Below are 17,095 nucleotides of genomic sequence, written 5' to 3' on the forward strand. Positions count from 1 at the left end.
CGAGTGCCCACACAGATTGTCTGATAAATTGTTAAAGAGCGTTGCGGCCAGTGCTTTCGCTTCCTGCCGCGAGGTGGCGTATATTACGCTTTCCTCCTTCAGAGTCAACCTCTTTTTCAGAAGTTTTTCTCCGGCGATTCAGCTTCCTGAACCTTCTGACCCGGTGACCGTCAGGCCGTTGTTCCGTGTCAGTGGAGGCGCATTATAGGGAGTTTCTGACGGCTGACAAGCGTTTCTGTAAAAAAAACTTCCGACCGTTTCTTTTTTCAACAAAGGAACAATAAACGTACTTTTTAAGGTTATTTAACCCGCAAATTGCCCCGAATTCTCTTTTATATCCATCACAATCACCGGCCTGCCGATGCTATTCTTTTTACTTCGCAGGATTTTCCTGTCGGTAATAACGACTGAGAAGGATGCCCAATGATAAAATCCGCGCTCAGTATGGCCGGACTTCCGTGGATTGCCGCCATGGCTTTCTTTATGCAGGCGCTTGATGCCACGATATTGAATACTGCACTTCCCGCCATCGCCTTAAGCCTTAACCGTTCGCCCCTCGCCATGCAATCTGCTGTTATCAGCTATACCCTGACCGTCGCTATGCTGATCCCGGTCAGCGGCTGGCTGGCGGATCGCTTTGGCACCCGGAAAGTTTTTATCGCTGCCGTTTCTTTATTTACGTTGGGTTCGCTGGCCTGTGCGCTTTCCGGCTCTTTAACTATGCTGGTTCTGTTCAGGATAGTGCAGGGGATTGGCGGCGCGATGATGATGCCCGTGGCCAGGCTGGCGCTGTTAAGAGCCTATCCGCGTAGCGAGCTGTTGCCCGTACTGAACTTTGTGACGATGCCAGGCCTGGTCGGTCCGGTGCTGGGCCCGCTGCTTGGCGGCGTACTGGTCACCTGGGCGAGCTGGCACTGGATCTTTCTGATTAATATTCCGGTAGGCGTTCTCGGTATCTTCTATGCCCGCAAATATATGCCGGACTTCACCACGCCGAAACGCCGCTTTGATTTTACCGGCTTTGTGCTCTTTGGGATTGGCCTGGTGATGCTCTCCAGCGGCATCGAGCTGTTCGGCGAAAAAATAGTCGCCAGCAGCATAGCGCTGGCGGTAACCAGCGGCGGCATTCTTCTGCTTCTTCTTTATATAGCTCATGCACGCCGTCATCCGACGCCGCTGATCCCGCTCCCCATGTTTAAGACGCGCACCTTCTCGGTCGGCATCTTAGGCAATATCGCTTCGCGCCTCGGTACAGGCTGTATTCCCTTCCTGATGCCGCTGATGCTCCAGGTTGGCTTTGGTTATAGCGCCATTCTGGCTGGCTGCATGATGGCGCCTACCGCTCTGGGTTCAATCCTGGCGAAATCAACGGTAACGCAGGTGCTGCGCTGGTTCGGCTATCGCAAAACGCTGACGGGGATCAGCGTCATTATTGGCGTGCTGATCGCCAGCTTCGCGCTACAGTCGCCTGCGGCCAGTCTGGCGCTCCTGCTGCTGCCGTTATTTGTGCTGGGAATGGCAATGTCTACCCAGTTTACCGCGATGAATACCATTACGCTGGCAGACCTTAACGACAGCAACGCCAGCAGCGGCAACAGTATGCTGGCCGTCACCCAACAATTGGCTATCAGCTTTGGCGTGGCGGTCAGCGCGGCGGTACTGCGTTTTTATAGCAATTTTGACGGCACCACTGTCGATCACTTCCACGCCACTTTCCTGACGATGGGCGTGGTAACGGTGTTTTCCGGCCTGGTCTTTATGCTGCTGAAGCCAGGCGACGGCCGGCATCTGATTGCCGACCGGGAAAAGCGGAAAAAACGCGCCTAGCGTTCCGCCACCGAACCGCGTTCGATCAGTTCCGGCGTCAGCACCAGCAGCTGCTGGCTGGCGTCGGGATCGGCAAAACGGTGGATCAACGTATCAATAGCCAGTTCGCCCAGTTCGTCTTTGGGCTGGTGAATGGTGGTTAACGGCGGCGTCATATAACGGGCAAGCTCGATATCGTCATAGCCGATCACCGCCATATCTTCAGGCACCGACAGTCCCGCCTGATAAAGAGAATGGTAAACGCCAACGGCCATCGCATCGTTACTGGTGAATACCGCCTGCGGTCGAGGGCTCAATGCCAGCAGCTGATTCATAGCGTGATAGCCGCCCTGAAATTCAAAGTCGCCGCTGACCACATACTCCTCAGGCACGGCTAATTCCGCCTGCTGCATAGCCTGATAAAAGCCGTTAAGCCGCAAACGCGCCGGCGTCTTGTCCTGCGGCCCGGCGATACAGGCAATGCGGGTATAGCCGCGCGAAATCAGAAAACGGGTCGCCAGTTCGCCGCCCAGCAGCGAGTTGTCCTGAATAATGTCGCTGCCGCCTTCAAAGGGCGACCAGTCCATCATCACGATAGGGATAGAAGGATAGCGATTAAGGATCTCGGGAGAGGGAAGATGACTTTCGGTGCACATGATCAGTAAACCGTCGACGCGCTTTTGCAGCAGCGTTTCCAGACTGCGGTTCATTCTGTCCTCGTCGCCTTCGGTGTTGCACAGCACCAGGCTGTAGCCGCGTTCATAACAGCTTCTTTCCACGCCGCGCACCACTTCCGAATAGAAGGGGTTGCTGCTGGCGGTAAGCAGCATCCCTATCGTGTGCGTCTGATTGAGTTTAAGGCTGCGCGCCAGCGCAGAAGGGGCGTAGTTCAGCGCAGTAATCGCCGCAGTAACCTTTTCCTTCACCGCCTCGCTGACGAAGCGGTTTTTGTTGATGACATGGGAAACCGTAGACGTCGATACGCCCGCCAGACGAGCGACATCTTTCATTGTGGGCACGGGCTACTCCTGCTGCTGTAAAAAGCGATCGGTCTCTTCACGCCACGGCACCGAAGGCTGCGCGCCGGATCGCGTGACGGCAATTGCCGCCGCCGCATGGGCAAAACGCACGGCCTGCGGTAACGGCTTGCCTTCCAGCAGCGCGGTCATCAGCGCGCCGTTAAAGGTATCGCCTGCGGCGATAGTATCGACGGCCTGCACCTTGAATCCTGAGATGCGCTCGCCTTTACCCGCTTCGCTTAGCCATACGCCACGGCTGCCCAACGTAATCAACACGCTGTGGATACCTTTATCGTGCAGCACCGATGCCGCGCGCGCCGCGTCTTCATCGGAGGCAACGGCCACGCCGGTGAGGATTTCCGCTTCGGTTTCGTTCGGCGTAATCATATCCACCAGCGCCAGCAGCTCGTCCGGGAGCGGCATGGCCGGCGCAGGATTGAGGATGACTTTGGTCTGATGCTGACGGGCGATTTTTGCGGCGGCCAGCACGCTTTCAAGCGGAGATTCCAGCTGCATCAGCAGGGCATCCGCGTTTTCAACGATCTTCCGCTGTTTTTCGACCAGAGCGGGCGACAGCGCGGCGTTCGCGCCAGCATGGATAGCAATGCTGTTTTCGCCCTCATCATTAACGAAGATCAGCGCCACGCCGGTAGATTCGCCAGCGATGACCTCCACCGGCGCAATATCGATATGGTCTTCCGCCAGCTGCTGACGGATACGCTGGCCGATATCGTCGTCGCCCACGCAGGCGATAAAAGCGATATCCGCACCGCTGCGTCCGGCCGCGACGGCCTGATTGGCGCCCTTGCCGCCGAAAGCGATCTGGTATTGCTTACCGATCACCGTTTCACCGGGACGGGGGAAGGAGGTCAGATTAAGAATATGGTCTGCGTTGATGCTGCCGAGCACGGCCAGCCTGCCGGTTTTATTCATGGGAGCGTCCAGAAAAAGGCGCCACCTGCAAGAGGTGGCGCGTGCCATGCTTTTCTTTGATTTATTTAGTGACCAGCTTCAGGTCAACGGGATTGATAGCCTGAACCTGCTGGCCCTTCAGCACTTTATCAGCGGTTTGCACGCCGATAACGCCGATTTGCTCCGGCTGCTGCGCCACGGTGGCAGCGAGTTTGCCGCCCTGCACGGCTTTTACGCCGTCCGCAGTGCCGTCGAAGCCGACTACTACCACATCAGATTTGCCCGCCGTTTGCAATGCGCGCATCGCACCTAATGCCATTTCATCGTTCTGCGCAAACACCGCCTGCACATCCGGATGGGCCGTCAGCAGGTTCTGCATCACGTTCAGGCCCTTGGTGCGGTCAAAATCTGCGGGCTGGCTGGCAAGGATAACAAATTTATGCGCATCGGCTGCCGTTTTGAAGCCTTCGCCACGTTCGCGAGCGGCGGACGTCCCGGCAATCCCGGCCAGCTCAATGATTTTAGCCTGGTCGCCGACGCGTTTCGCAATATAGTCGCCCGCCATTTTGCCGCCCAGGCGGTTGTCGGACGCGACGTGGCTGACGACTTTGCCCTGAGCAGCCACGCGATCCAGCGTGATCACCGGGATATTGGCCTGATTCGCCATTTTTACCGCGTTGCCTACCGCATCGGAATCGGTCGGGTTAATCAGCAGCAATTTTGTGCCGCGCACCGCAAGATCCTGCACGTTGGCCAGCTCTTTTGCCGGATTGTTCTGCGAATCCAGCACCACCAGGTTGTAGCCCAGCTTGTCCGCTTCTTTCTGGGCACCCTCTTTTAACGAAACGAAAAACGGGTTGTTCAGCGTGGAAACTACCAGCGCGAGCGTCTCTTTCGCCATCGCGTTGGCGCTGAGCGTTGCGCCGAGCAGCACGGCCAGCGCCGTCATTTTAGTCATTTTCATTTTCGATTCCTGTAGGGTTATTTTTTGTTATCCACCAGCACCGCCAGCAGGATCACGACTGCTTTAACGATCATCTGGTAATAGGAAGAAACGCCAAGCAGATTCAGGCCGTTATTAAGGAAGCCCAGGATCAGCGCGCCGACCAGCGTGCCCATGATGCGTCCTTTGCCGCCTGCCAGACTGGTGCCGCCCAGCACCACCGCCGCGATGGCGTCCAGCTCGTAGCCGGTGCCCGCCGTAGGCTGAGCGGAAGAGAGTCGCGCCACCTCAATGGTGCCCGCCAGCGCCGCCAACATGCCGCTCAGCGCATAGACCGTGATTTTGACGCGGCTGACGCTGATGCCGGAAAGGCGAGTAGCCGCTTCATTGCCGCCAAGCGCATAGATATAACGGCCCAGGCGAGTATGGTGCAGCATGTACCACGCCAGCAGGAAGGTCAGCACCATCAGCCAGACCGGCGTGGGAATACCCAGCGGCCGTCCGATACCAAACCAGCCAAACAGATCGGCATTATCGCTGAAGCCGGTATTCACCGGGCTGCCGTTGGTATAAACCATGGTCGCGCCGCGCAGCAGCAGCATCATGACCAGCGTGGCGATAAACGCCTGCACTTTGCCCTTTGCCACTATGGTGCCGGTTATCGCGCCAATCAGCGCCCCCAGCGCCAGCGAGGCCGCCACCGCGACCAGCGCGTTAACCTCTATACCAACCAGCGAAGCACCCACTGCGCCGGTCAGCGCCAGCAGCGACCCTACGGACAGATCGATGCCTGAAGTCAGGATCACCAGCGTCATGCCGACGGCCATAATGGCGTTGACGGAAGTCTGCTGCAGAATGTTGAACATATTGTTCAGGGTAAAGAAATTGGGGCTCTGACTGGCGACGACGGCAATCAGCACCACCAGCGCAATCAGCGATTTTTGTTCCAGCAGCCAGGCTTTGCCGCGGCTGGCCTGTAGGGTTTGAGTACTCATGGTGTGACCAACTCCGCGCTATGTTGCTTGCCGACCGCCGCCGCCATCAGGCGTTCCTGCGTGGCCTGTTCAATGGGGAAATCGCCGCTCAGGCGGCCTTCGTGCATGACCAGCACGCGATCGCTCATGCCCAGCACTTCCGGCATTTCTGAGGAAACAAGAATGATGCTCAGCCCCTCTTGTTTAAACTGATTGATTAACTGGTAGATCTCTTTCTTGGCGCCCACGTCCACGCCGCGCGTCGGCTCATCCAGAATCAGCACCTTAGGCCGCGTCATCAGCCCGCGCGCAATAGCGACTTTCTGCTGGTTGCCGCCGGATAAAAGCCCGATCGGCTGTATCATCGAGGGCGTTTTTACGTTGAACAGCTTGATAAAATCGCTGACCGCCAGCTGCTCTTCGGCATGTTTTAACCGCCCGCCGCCGTGGCTGAAGTAGTCGAGCGCGGTTAAAGACATGTTTTCTTTTACCGACATGCCGAGCACCAGCCCGTCGCGTTTGCGATCTTCAGAGATATAAACGATGCCGTTACGCAAGCCCTCTTCCGGCGTGCGCGTCGTTACCGTTTTACCGTCGAGCGTGACGCTGCCGCCGCTGCGTGGAAAAGCGCCGTACAGCACCTTCATCAGTTCGGTACGGCCCGCGCCCATCAGTCCCGCTACGCCCAGGATCTCGCCCTGACGCAGTGAAAAGCTGACGTCGTTTACGCCCGGCCCGCTAAGGTTTTTCACGGTTAAGCGCACGTCGCCCGGGGCTTTGTTCAGGCGCGGATACTGCTCTTCCAGCCTGCGGCCCACCATCATTTCAATCAGCGCTTCTTCGTTCAGCGTATCGACCGCTCTTTCGGCGATAAACTGCCCGTCGCGAAACACGGTGACGTCATCGCAGATTTCAAAAATCTCTTTCATGCGGTGCGAGATATAAACGATGCCGCAGCCCTGCGCTTTCAGCTCCCGGATAACGCGAAACAGCGAGGCCGTTTCGGTATCGGTCAGCGCATCGGTGGGTTCATCCATCACGATGACTTTTGACTCAAAGCTCAGCACCTTGGCGATTTCGACCATTTGCTGGTCGCCGATCGACAGGTCGCCGACCAGTTTATGGCTGTTGAAACGCAGGTTCAGCCGCTGTAACAGCTTGTCCGCTTCCGCATAAAGCTTTTTCCAGCGGATGCCGCCGAAAGCGTTAACGAATTCGCGGCCTAAAAAGATGTTCTCCGCCACGCTAAGCTGCGGGATCAGATTCAGCTCCTGATGAATGATGCCAATACCCGCTTCCTGCGACGCTTTCGGCCCGCTGAAGTTAACCTCTTCGCCCAGCCATTTAATGGAGCCGGCGTCGCGGGCATAGATGCCGGTCATCACTTTCATCATGGTAGATTTTCCGGCGCCGTTTTCGCCCACCAGCGCCATCACGCGGCCGGGGTAAACCGCCAGCGAAGCGCCGGACAGCGCTTTGACGCCGGGAAAGGCTTTTTCAATGCCCTGTAGTTGCAGTAAAGGTTGCATGACGGCCTCAGAAGGTCACGCCAGCGCCAAGGATAATGTTCGCGTAGGGCGAACACTCCCCGCTGCGAATAACCGCATGGCTGCGCTGTGTTAACTGTTTGAACTGTTGATGAGAAACGTACTGAACGGCGATAGTGTTTCCCTGGCGTTGTTGCAGTAAATCGAGCAGTGCGGAAAGTTCGTCGTGGAGCCGTGGATTATGAGATTTGATCTCTTCCGCGATGATGGCGCTCTCGACCTGCATCTCTTTCGTTACGGTTTCGACTACCTGCATAAAGCCGGGAATGCCCTGGGTCAGCGCCAGGTCGATGCGCTCCGGCCCTGAAGGGATGGGCAGGCCCGCATCGCCGATAGTGACGCTGTCGGTGTGGCCCAGGCGGGAAACCAGGGAAGAGATTGCAGAATTCAGTAAGGCGCCTTTTTTCATCTTTCACTCCAGAGCGAAACGTTTCGCTGATCGGGAGTGTAAAAAAACGGCGGCGGAAAACAATCGTCATGATGCGGAACTGTGATCGCCATCGAAACGTTTCGTTAACAAGCTTTGCGCAGGATATGCAACAGGAAAGGAGGAGCGATCGGTCATCAGAACGGTATGAAAAAAGACCGCCTCGTAAGGCGGTCGGCAGGGATTAGTTAAATACCATTCCACCATCGATCAGCAGCGACTGACCGGTCATGTAGTCGGAATCAGGCCCGGCGAGGAAAGAAACGCAGGCGGAGACATCTTCTGGTTCAGACAGGCGGCCCAGCGTAATACGTTTGGCAAACTCTGCCGTACCGTAGCCCAGCGGTTTACCTGCCGCTTCTGACACCTGACGATCTATCTCGTCCCACATAGGCGTTTTAACAATGCCCGGGCAGTAAGCGTTGACGGTAATGCCCAACGGAGCCAGATCGCGGGCGGCGGTTTGCGTCAGGCCGCGTACGGCGAACTTGCTGGAACTGTAGATCGCCAGCTCCGGGTTGCCGACATGGCCCGCCTGCGAACAGGCATTAATGATTTTGCCGCCGTGGCCTTCAGCTTTAAACGCCTGAATTGCCGCCTGCATTCCCCAAATCACGCCTTTTAAGTTGATATCGTAAACTTTATCCACCATTTCCGCCGTGATCTCTTCAATTGGCGTAGTTGGCGCAATCCCGGCGTTGTTGACGATGACGTCAAACCCGCCCAGCTCTTTACGAGCCTGTTCCACCGCAGCGATGACCTGGTCACGCTTTGAGACATCTACCGTTACCGCAATCGCTTTACCGCCTGCGCTGGCGATTTCGTCGGCCACCTGACGCGCGGTCTGGCTGTTATAGTCCGCGACCGCCACGGCAAAACCGTCTTTTGCCAGACGCAGCGCTATGGCTTTGCCGATCCCCTGGCCGCTACCCGTGACTAAGGCTACTTTCGTTTTCATATTATCTCCTTGAATACTAAAGAATCTGGCTCAGATGCAGCTGACCCATCAGCATTGGGTTATCGGCGTAATCCACCGGTACGGCGACCACCGCAGGCCCGTTGACATCCATTGCTTTACGCAGCGTCGGCTCCAGCTCAGCCGCGCTTTCCACCGCAAAGCCCGCTGCGCCGAACGCCTGCGCATAGGCTTTAAAATCAACCGGCCCGAATTTCACGCCGGAAACGCGCTGATATTTCTTCTCTTCCTGCATCGCCACCATGTTGTAGGCCTCATCGACCCAGATGATGTGCAGGATATTGGCTTTCAGCCTGACCGCCGTTTCCAGCTCCATGCTGGACTGCAAGAAGCCGCCGTCGCCGGAAACCGAGATCACTTTACGACTCGGATCCACCAGCCAGGCACCGATAGCCCATGGCAGCGCCACGCCCATGGTCTGCTGCCCATTGGAGATCATGATCTGGCGGGCGCGGAAGCTATAGAGATAGCGAGCGATCCAGATATGGAAGCTGCCCATATCCACGGTCAGCGTGACGTCGTTGTTAATGATGTCCTGCATGGCGCGCACGATCCGCAGCGGATGCAGCGCGAACTGGTTGAGATTTTTGCCCTGCATTGATAACAGCTGACGCTGCTGTTGCCGATCGTCCAGAATGGCTGCCGCTTCTGCGCTGAGCTGTAAAGGCGTATCAATGCGCTCGGCCAGCTTGTCGACGGTGGCGGCAATATCGCCAATCAGTTCCGCATCAGGCAGATAGCAGTTATCGGCATCGGAGGGCAGCACGTCGATATGTACCAGCGTGGCGCCGCCGCTGTTCCACATGGCCGGTTCGTACTCAACCGGACTGTAGCCGATAGTGATAATCAGGTCGGCCTCGCGCAGCAGACGGTCGCCCGCCTGGTTGTTAAACAGCCCAACGCGGCCCGCAAAACGTGAGAAGTGTTCCTGTCTGACCGCGCCGGCGGCCTGATAAGTGCTGGTAACCGGAATGCGGCTGCGCTCCAGCAGGCGATGGATCGCATCGCTGTTTGCCGGCTGGCTGGCCATCAGGCCCAGCAGCAGTACCGGGTTTTTTGCTTTGGCAATTTGCGCGGCAACGGCGGCAATGGCCGCATCCGGCGCAGGCCCCAGCAGCAGCTGGCCTTTGCTGGTCAGCAGCTGGCCGCGAGCGGGCTGGTCAACGATATCCTGCGGCAGGCTGACAAAGGCGCCGCCGCCGCGACCGTGCTCGGCATGACGGAAGGCGTTGGAGACCACTTCCGCCAGCGCGTTGGAGTCGGTGACCTCGACGGCATATTTGGTGACCGGACGAAACATCGACACGGTATCCATACTCTGATGCACCTGTTTGGCGCTGTCAGCCCGCTTCACCTGTCCACCCAGCGCCACCACCGGATCGCCTTCGCTGGTAGCGGTCGCCATGCCCGTGATCAGATTCGAGCAGCCCGGTCCGGAAGTCACCAGCGCCACGCCCGCGTTGCCGGTCAGGCGGCCCACGGCGGCAGCCATAAAGGCAGCGTTGGCTTCATGACGCACCGGAATGGTCTGGATAGTCGAGTCCACCAGCGAATCAAACATTTTGTCGATCTTCGCGCCAGGAATGCCGAAGACCTGTTTTACGCCCTGCGCCTCCAGCTGTGCCACGACCAAATCGGCGCCGTGCTGCCAGAGAGCGGTTTCGGTTGGGTTTTTCATCTTAATTCCTCAGGATTAGCTTTCAACGGAGCGAATGGCGGAATCCAGATTTTCCGGATTCAGATTGGCCTGCAGAAAATCACTGTCGCCCGGCAGATCGATGACCAGCTTGCTGATCTCTCCAAAGGTCAGCTCGCCCTCTTCCAGCTGGTAATCCAGCAGATGGCCGCCGCCCTGGCGATCGTCGGTAATGAAATGTTCGTGATAGCCCGCTACGTTGATGCCCTGCATATACTGCGGGGTACGGAAACCAATCAGCACGCCGTCGCGCTGGCTGAACCGGAAGGTAGGCTGCTGGCCAAGTACTTCCGGCATAGAACGATAGGGTCGATGCTGGCAAGGTACGGTACGCGTAGAGGCCGCAGAAAAATGGCCGTTGATCCGCAGCGCACAAAACTGATTGTCCGAAGTCACCTGGCTGTCGATCAGATCGTGAATAGCCTGACGGCTGGCCGGTGCAGAGAAACGATGGCGGTACTGAGGCTGGAAAAAGGTCATCACGGCAAAAGGCGTTTTCTGCTGCGGATCGGCTTCCCGTGCGCTGCCGTCGGAACGCAGCTGATAAACCTCGCTGTCGAAAGCGATCAGCTCACCATCGAGCTGGTTAAAGGTGCCTAAACCAAAATCGCCCTTCTTCAGCAGGTCGGCTACGGTAACGTTGCCTTCGTACACGCCGCTGAGCAACGCACTCATCAGAGAGGTTTGATAGATGACGCTTTCTGGTCTTTGCTGACGGAGCCCGCTGACGGTTGAAACCAGCTGTTGCTCACATAAACAGTCGGTTACAGAATGTTTCATAACTTGCCTCTATGCTAAAACAGTTCAGGATTACTAATTGAATGTTGACTCGATTCAGTTATGAATTCCAATATAGAAAGCCCATCACTTTGAGACGAATTAGATATGGAACTCCGCCATCTGCGTTATTTTGTCGCGGTCGCGCAAACGCGCCACTTTACGCGTGCCGCAGAAATGCTGGGGATCTCGCAGCCGCCGCTCAGCCAGCAAATTCTGCGTCTGGAACGGGAAATAGGTACGCCGCTGCTGAGGAGGCTGTCGCGCGGCGTGGAGCTGACGGAAGCGGGGGAAGCTTTTTATCAGGATGCCTGCCAGATCCTGGAGCTGACCGGGCATGCGCTGGAGAAAGCCAAAGGGATAGCCCGCGGCGTGACCGGCAAGCTTTCGCTGGGTGTCGCCAGCTCGGTCGCCTTTCATTCGGCGATTTTTGCGTTAATGAAGGATTTTCAGGCTCGCTATCCGTCAATGACGATACTGACACGTGAGCAAAATATGGCGTCGCTAATGCACGACTTGCAGGAGGGCTTGCTGGATGCCGCTTTCGTTCGCCTGCCCTGTGAGAGCAGCAAAGCGTTTAACCTGAAGGTAATAGCCAGCGAAAAGATGCTGGTGGCGCTGCCTGCCAGCCATGCGCTGGGCGCGCAGTCGAAAATTTCCCTGTCGCAGCTGGCTGATGACACGCTGATTATGTTTCCGCGCGAGGTTGCGCCAAGCCTGTATGAACTGGTGATCAGCGCCTGCCTGCGCGCCGGCTTTCAGCCGCATACCGGGCAGCAGTCACCGCAGATTTCTTCGTCCATCGGCATGGTGGCCGCGGGTTTCGGCTTCGCTATCGTGCCGGAATCGCTATGCTGCATCGCGCATCCCGGCGTGGTGTTTCGCCCTGTTGACGATGCGGCGTTAAATACTGATATTGCGCTGGCCTGGCGCCGTTTCGACCGCTCGCCTGCCGTTATGCACCTGTCCATGATGTCGACCTAGGCCATAGCGAGACCTGCTCAGCCATTGTGGGGCCAGACTGGCCGCCTCAGGGCTAACTTAGCCATTACGGGGTCAGCGTAGCGGTTACGGAAGCCGTTAGCCGCAACCGGGGCAAGCTGCTAAGAACGCGGCCGCCCCGGATCCAGACGCCGCCGAAGGTCGCTTACCCGTCGGTAGCGCAGTCGGGCTGCTGGCCTCACCTTCGGCCAGCCGATCGAGGCTGAATCAGTTCAGCTTGCGGATTTTCTTCACGTCAAGCTCGACGGAATTAAAGTCCTTATCCAGTTCGCCCTGGATTTCGACTTTGTCTTTTGGCGTGATGTTCTGGCCTTCCCAACGCTTATGATCGATATCCACTTTCATCGTGCCGGTTGCGTCACGAAAGATATAGTCATCATCGCTGACGCGCTTTTCAATGTTGCCGCGCATCGTCACCCAGGCGTCGTCCTTCATATCCTGCGCCTGTTTGACCGTGACCACGGTTTCATCCCCGCTGAAACCGCCTTTCTGCACGTTGGCGGTCGGCGCGGTCGGCGCACTTGGGTCGCTGAAGCCGCCGTTCTGAGCAGCGAATACCGGGCCGGAAACCAGAGCGGCAAGGGCAAATAAAGCAGCAGTTTTTTTCATCATAGTCACCTTTATTCCATGGAGTGAGGCAGCTTTCGCTGCGCGATTCGTCGTGTTCAGGGCTCAGTTAAACAAACTTTTCTTAACAGGATCTTAAGAGACATCATCAAATACGCGGTTTGCGAGCCGTACCGAAAAATAGCCTTTTTTCCCGATTTTTGCCTGTACAGCGCCCGTTCCCTTTCGTATAAAGCCGTTAATCACAGAGGAAGTCGCCATGAAAATTTTGGTCATTGAAGACGATCGCCTGATTGGCGACGGGATTAAAGCAGGTCTGAGCAAGCTGGGTTTCAGCGTCGACTGGTTTACCGAGGGCAAAACGGGGCAGGCGGCGCTTTCCGCTACCTCTTACGATGCGGTAGTGCTGGATTTAAGCCTGCCCGGCATCGACGGCCTGGATATTCTGCGCGGCTGGCGGCAGCAGGGTCGGGACGAGCCGGTACTGATCCTGACCGCGCGGGATGCCCTGGAGCAGCGGCTTGCCGGGCTGCAGCAGGGCGCCGACGACTACCTTTGCAAACCTTTCGCCCTCAGCGAAGTCGCCGCCCGGCTACAGGCATTAATTCGACGACGTCACGGTCAGCTACAGCCCGTGCTCCGCCACGGCGCGGTTGCGATGGCCTCCGGTTCGCATACGGCCACCCTGAACGACGAGCCGCTCCCCCTGAAGCCGCGCGAACTGGCCCTGCTGGAGCTGTTCTTGCTTAACCCTGGTCGCGTATTGACCCGCGCGCAGCTGGAGGAAAAATTGTATGGCTGGGATGACGACGTCTCCAGCAATGCCGTTGAAGTTCATATCCACCACCTGCGCAAAAAGCTGGGCAGCACGTTTATCCGTACCGTTCATGGCGTCGGCTATACGCTGGGAGATGCGTAATGCATCGACTAAGCCTGCGCCTGCGCCTAATGCTGGGTTTTCTGCTGCTGACGCTTATCTGCTGGGGTGCTGCCAGCATCGGCTCGTGGTGGCAGACGCGGCACAACATCAATCAGCTGTTTGATACCCAGCAGATGCTGTTTGCCAAACTGCTGGCGACCATGAATCCCGAGCAGCTGAGTCACGAACCGTTAACGCTGCCAAAAACTAAAAAGCTGCTGAAGCATCATCGCGGCGAACAGGAGGATGAGGCGCTGGCATTTGCCGTTTTCACTGCGGATGGCCGCATGGTGATGAACGATGGCGACAACGGCAAGGATTTTCTCTTTAGTCACAGGCGCGACGGTTTTACCGATGGCAAGCTCCGGGGTGATGACGATTTATGGCGTATGGTCTGGCTACCCACGCCGGACAAACAATATGTGGTGGTGGTAGGTCAGGAGTGGGAATACCGCGACGACATGACCCGCGATATCGTCCAGACCAACCTGATCCCCTGGCTGATCGCGTTGCCGATTATGCTGCTGCTGCTGCTGTGGCTGGTTACGCACGAGCTGGCGCCGTTAAAAAGAATTGCCCGCCAGCTGCGTCTGCGCACGCCTGATGACGGCACGCCGCTGGTGGAAAAGCGGGTGCCGAACGAGGTGAAGCCCTTGCTGACGGAGCTGAACGCGCTGTTCTCACGCGTCAGCGAAATGCTGCTGCGCGAACGGCGTTTTACTTCCGATGCCGCGCATGAGTTAAGAAGCCCGCTGGCCGCGCTCAAGGTTCAGGCGGAGGTCGCGCAGCTGGCTCACGATGACGAAACGGTGCGCCGCCACGCGCTGCAAAACCTGGATCTTGGTATCGATCGCGCGACTCGTCTGGTGGATCAGCTGCTTACGCTCTCAAGGCTGGACAGCAAAGCCGATCTGGCAACGGAAAGCCTGGATCTGCGTCAGCTGCTCCAGCAGGCCGTGATCGACCATTACTCACAGGCGCAGGCCGCCGGAATGGAGATAGCGCTGGAAGCACCGCCTTCGCCCGTTATCCGTAACGGTAACGCTTTGCTGCTGTCGCTAATGATGCGTAACCTGGTAGAAAACGCCCTGCGTTACGGCCAGTCAGGAAACCTGGTGCAGCTGAGCATTAATGAAAACGGCCTGGCCGTCACGGATAACGGGCCAGGCGTCAGCAAAGAAGATTTGTGCCGCCTGGGACAGCGTTTTTATCGGCCGCCGGGGCAGGAAAAATCGGGCAGCGGCCTTGGGCTGTCTATCGTTAACCGTATTGCCCGCCTGCATGGGATGCAGATGCGTTGCGCCAATCGTGACGGCGGCGGCTTTGCAGTTATGCTGACATGGTGACGTAGTGGCAAAATGACATGCTGGTATGTGGTGACACCCTGGCCCGGTTAGATGCCGACAGAACCCGCTAAGCCGCGCCGGAACACGCAGCTCAGTAAGCCGCCGGTTTAGAAATCCGACGTTTCTTTCAGGAGTCGGGATGAGGATATGCCTGGCGGTAAGCAAAACAAAAGGCCGACGATTGTCGGCCTTGCAGGGTCAGGTTTCGGCTTGGGTACCCGGTGCAATAACCCGGCTTGTCAGATTTCGACCTGGGTGCCCAGTACAGTAGCCCGGCTTGTCAGATTTCGACCTGGGTGCCCAGTTCAATAACCCGGTTTGGCGGGATCTCAAACTGGTCAGGCGCGCGCAGGGCGTTGCGCTGTAGCGCCATAAACAGCTTGCCGCGCAGACGCAAATACCATGGCCGCTTGCCGATAATCAGCGATTCATGCGACATAAAGAACGAGGTTTCCATCATCCGGCAGTTCAGGCCTTCCAGCCCGCAGCGGTGGAAAATCTCTTCCATATTAGGCGTTTCCCGCCAGCCGTAGCTCGCCACCACGCGCCAGAAAGTGGGGGAAAGCTGTTCAATAGACACGCGACGCACGTTATGGACGTAAGGCGCATCTTCCGTCCGCAGCGTCAGCAGCACAACACGTTCATGTAACACTTTGTTGTGCTTGAGATTATGCAGCATGGCAAAAGGAATAACGTTCAGCGCGCGCGACATATAGACGGCGGTGCCCGGCACGCGTACCGGTGGCGACTTCTCCAGCGAAACAATCATCGCTTCCAGCGAGTTGCCGTGTTCATGCATCCGGCGCAGCAGACGGAAACGCTCGCTTTTCCAGGTGGTCATAATCACAAACATCACCAGCGCCAGGCTTAACGGCAGCCAGCCGCCGGAGAACACTTTCACCAGGTTGGCCGAAAAGAGCGAAACGTCGATGCACAACATGCAAAGCAGGATAAACAGCACCAGATAGCGGTTCCAGTGCCAGTTTTTTATCGCCACGGTGGTGCAAAGGATGGAGGTCAGCACCATCGTACCGGTTACGGCGATACCGTAGGCGGCTGCCAGGTTGCTGGAGTGTTTAAAGCCGACAATCACGATCACCACGGAGAAAAAGAGTATCCAGTTAATGACCGGAATGTAGATTTGACCGGATTCCTCTTCAGAAGTATGCACGATGCGCATAGGCGGTAAATAGCCCAGACGAACCGCCTGGCGAGTCAGTGAGAAAACGCCGGAAATCACCGCCTGAGAAGCGATAACCGTCGCCAGCGTCGCCAGGATCAGCATAGGGATCAGCGCCCAGTCCGGCGCCAGCAGAAAGAACGGGTTCTTGATCGCTTCGGGATTTTTCAGCAGCAGCGCGCCCTGGCCGAAGTAGTTCAGCACCAGCGACGGCAGCACCGCCAGGAACCAGGCCAGACGGATCGGCAGCTTGCCGAAATGGCCCATATCCGCATACAGCGCTTCCACGCCGGTAATAGCCAGCACCACGGCGCCCAGCGCAAAAAACGAGACGGTTTTATATTCAAAAAAGAAGTGCATTGCCCAATAGGGGTTCAGCGCGTGCAGCACGTCGGGATTAGCCATAATGCCCCGAGCGCCCAGTATGGCCAGAATGATGAACCATGCCAGCATGACCGGCGCGAACAGTTTACCGACAATACCCGTGCCGTGTTTCTGGATCATAAACAGCAGCGTCAGCACCGCTATCGCCAGCGGCACAATCCAGGCATCAAGGTTAGGCGCGGCGATTTCCAGCCCTTCAATAGCGGAAAGTACCGAAACGGCCGGCGTGATCACCACTTCGCCATAGAAGAAACTGCCGCCAATCAGCCCCATAATGACCAAAACCGCCGTGGCTCTGGCACCGGTATGACGGCCCGCCAGGGACATCAGGGTCAGAATCCCCCCTTCGCCGGCGTTGTCAGCGCGCATCACGTAGCTGATATATTTTAACGAGACCACCAGCACTAATAGCCAGAAAATCAGCGAGAGGAAGCCGAATACCGCATCGCGCTCAACGCCGAAACCGAACTGGCCGGAGAGACACTCCCGCAGCGTATAGAGAGGGCTGGTGCCGATATCGCCATAGACGACGCCTATTGCCGCTAAGGTCACGGCGCCAAGGGACTGCTTTTTATCAGAACTCATAGGAAGATCTTTTGTTGGAGCTGATTGCTGAAACG

16 protein-coding genes are annotated in these 17,095 nt (G+C 57.2%); 5 read left to right on the top strand and 11 right to left on the bottom strand.

Annotated elements, in window-relative coordinates:
* Positions 1-208: hypothetical protein (locus ACA373_RS16630; protein ID WP_370734838.1), on the top strand; the 208-nt coding region annotated here is incomplete at its 5' end.
* Between the two features lie 215 nt (positions 209-423).
* A complete protein-coding gene (mdtD, locus tag ACA373_RS16635; RefSeq protein WP_370734839.1) occupies positions 424-1,827 on the top strand; it encodes a multidrug transporter subunit MdtD in 1,404 nt (467 codons plus the stop codon).
* On the opposite strand, the gene rbsR is transcribed toward mdtD, so the two are convergent.
* The 9 genes from rbsR to budA all read right to left on the bottom strand — a co-directional run bounded on the left by rbsR (position 1,824) and on the right by budA (position 11,080).
* Positions 1,824-2,825 carry a ribose operon transcriptional repressor RbsR gene (gene rbsR, locus ACA373_RS16640; protein WP_369895303.1) on the bottom strand — a complete coding sequence of 334 codons (1,002 nt, stop codon included), beginning with the start codon at positions 2,823-2,825 and terminating at the stop codon, positions 1,824-1,826. The genes mdtD and rbsR overlap by 4 nt on opposite strands.
* A gap of 3 nt (positions 2,826-2,828) precedes the next feature.
* Complete coding sequence (rbsK, locus tag ACA373_RS16645) at positions 2,829-3,758, bottom strand: ribokinase (RefSeq protein ID WP_253456907.1); 930 nt, start codon at positions 3,756-3,758, stop codon at positions 2,829-2,831.
* Positions 3,759-3,819: 61 nt separating this feature from the next.
* A complete protein-coding gene (gene rbsB / locus ACA373_RS16650; protein ID WP_369895305.1) occupies positions 3,820-4,701 on the bottom strand; it encodes a ribose ABC transporter substrate-binding protein RbsB in 882 nt (293 codons plus the stop codon).
* A 17-nt stretch (positions 4,702-4,718) separates the two neighbouring features.
* Positions 4,719-5,675, bottom strand: coding sequence for a ribose ABC transporter permease (gene rbsC, locus ACA373_RS16655; RefSeq protein ID WP_370734840.1), 957 nt, complete (start codon positions 5,673-5,675; stop codon positions 4,719-4,721).
* Positions 5,672-7,183, bottom strand: coding sequence for a ribose ABC transporter ATP-binding protein RbsA (gene rbsA, locus ACA373_RS16660; RefSeq protein ID WP_370734841.1), 1,512 nt, complete (start codon positions 7,181-7,183; stop codon positions 5,672-5,674). The genes rbsC and rbsA overlap by 4 nt, the downstream gene beginning before the upstream one ends.
* 7 nt (positions 7,184-7,190) lie before the next feature.
* Positions 7,191-7,610, bottom strand: coding sequence for a D-ribose pyranase (rbsD, locus tag ACA373_RS16665; protein ID WP_125289156.1), 420 nt, complete (start codon positions 7,608-7,610; stop codon positions 7,191-7,193).
* Between the two features lie 202 nt (positions 7,611-7,812).
* A complete protein-coding gene (locus ACA373_RS16670; protein WP_370734842.1) occupies positions 7,813-8,586 on the bottom strand; it encodes a (S)-acetoin forming diacetyl reductase in 774 nt (257 codons plus the stop codon).
* A 16-nt stretch (positions 8,587-8,602) separates the two neighbouring features.
* Entirely contained in the window at positions 8,603-10,282 is a 1,680-nt protein-coding gene (gene alsS / locus ACA373_RS16675; RefSeq protein ID WP_253456890.1) for an acetolactate synthase AlsS, read from the bottom strand.
* Positions 10,283-10,297: 15 nt separating this feature from the next.
* Positions 10,298-11,080 carry an acetolactate decarboxylase gene (gene budA, locus ACA373_RS16680; protein WP_301251604.1) on the bottom strand — a complete coding sequence of 261 codons (783 nt, stop codon included), beginning with the start codon at positions 11,078-11,080 and terminating at the stop codon, positions 10,298-10,300.
* Positions 11,081-11,185: 105 nt separating this feature from the next.
* Between budA and ACA373_RS16685 the strand changes: the two genes are divergently transcribed.
* The gene (locus ACA373_RS16685) at positions 11,186-12,061 is read left to right on the top strand and encodes a LysR family transcriptional regulator (protein WP_301730559.1); all 876 of its coding nucleotides are present in this window, start codon (positions 11,186-11,188) and stop codon (positions 12,059-12,061) included.
* Positions 12,062-12,286: 225 nt separating this feature from the next.
* Here ACA373_RS16685 and ACA373_RS16690 read toward each other — a convergent pair whose 3' ends face one another.
* Positions 12,287-12,688 (bottom strand): YgiW/YdeI family stress tolerance OB fold protein, encoded by a 402-nt coding sequence (locus tag ACA373_RS16690; protein WP_253456880.1) that lies wholly within the window; start codon positions 12,686-12,688, stop codon positions 12,287-12,289.
* A gap of 217 nt (positions 12,689-12,905) precedes the next feature.
* Between ACA373_RS16690 and qseB the strand changes: the two genes are divergently transcribed.
* Positions 12,906-13,565 carry a quorum sensing response regulator transcription factor QseB gene (qseB, locus tag ACA373_RS16695; protein WP_253456877.1) on the top strand — a complete coding sequence of 220 codons (660 nt, stop codon included), beginning with the start codon at positions 12,906-12,908 and terminating at the stop codon, positions 13,563-13,565.
* The gene (gene qseC, locus ACA373_RS16700; RefSeq protein WP_253456873.1) at positions 13,565-14,911 is read left to right on the top strand and encodes a quorum sensing histidine kinase QseC; all 1,347 of its coding nucleotides are present in this window, start codon (positions 13,565-13,567) and stop codon (positions 14,909-14,911) included. Before qseB ends, qseC begins: the two co-directional genes overlap by 1 nt.
* Before the next feature lie 280 nt (positions 14,912-15,191).
* Here qseC and kup read toward each other — a convergent pair whose 3' ends face one another.
* On the bottom strand, positions 15,192-17,060 hold the full coding sequence (gene kup / locus ACA373_RS16705) for a low affinity potassium transporter Kup (RefSeq protein ID WP_253456870.1): 1,869 nt from the start codon (positions 17,058-17,060) through the stop codon (positions 15,192-15,194).
* Positions 17,061-17,095 lie beyond the last annotated feature (35 nt).

The organism is Erwinia sp. STN24 (assembly GCF_041320675.1).
GTDB lineage: Bacteria > Pseudomonadota > Gammaproteobacteria > Enterobacterales > Enterobacteriaceae > Erwinia > Erwinia aeris.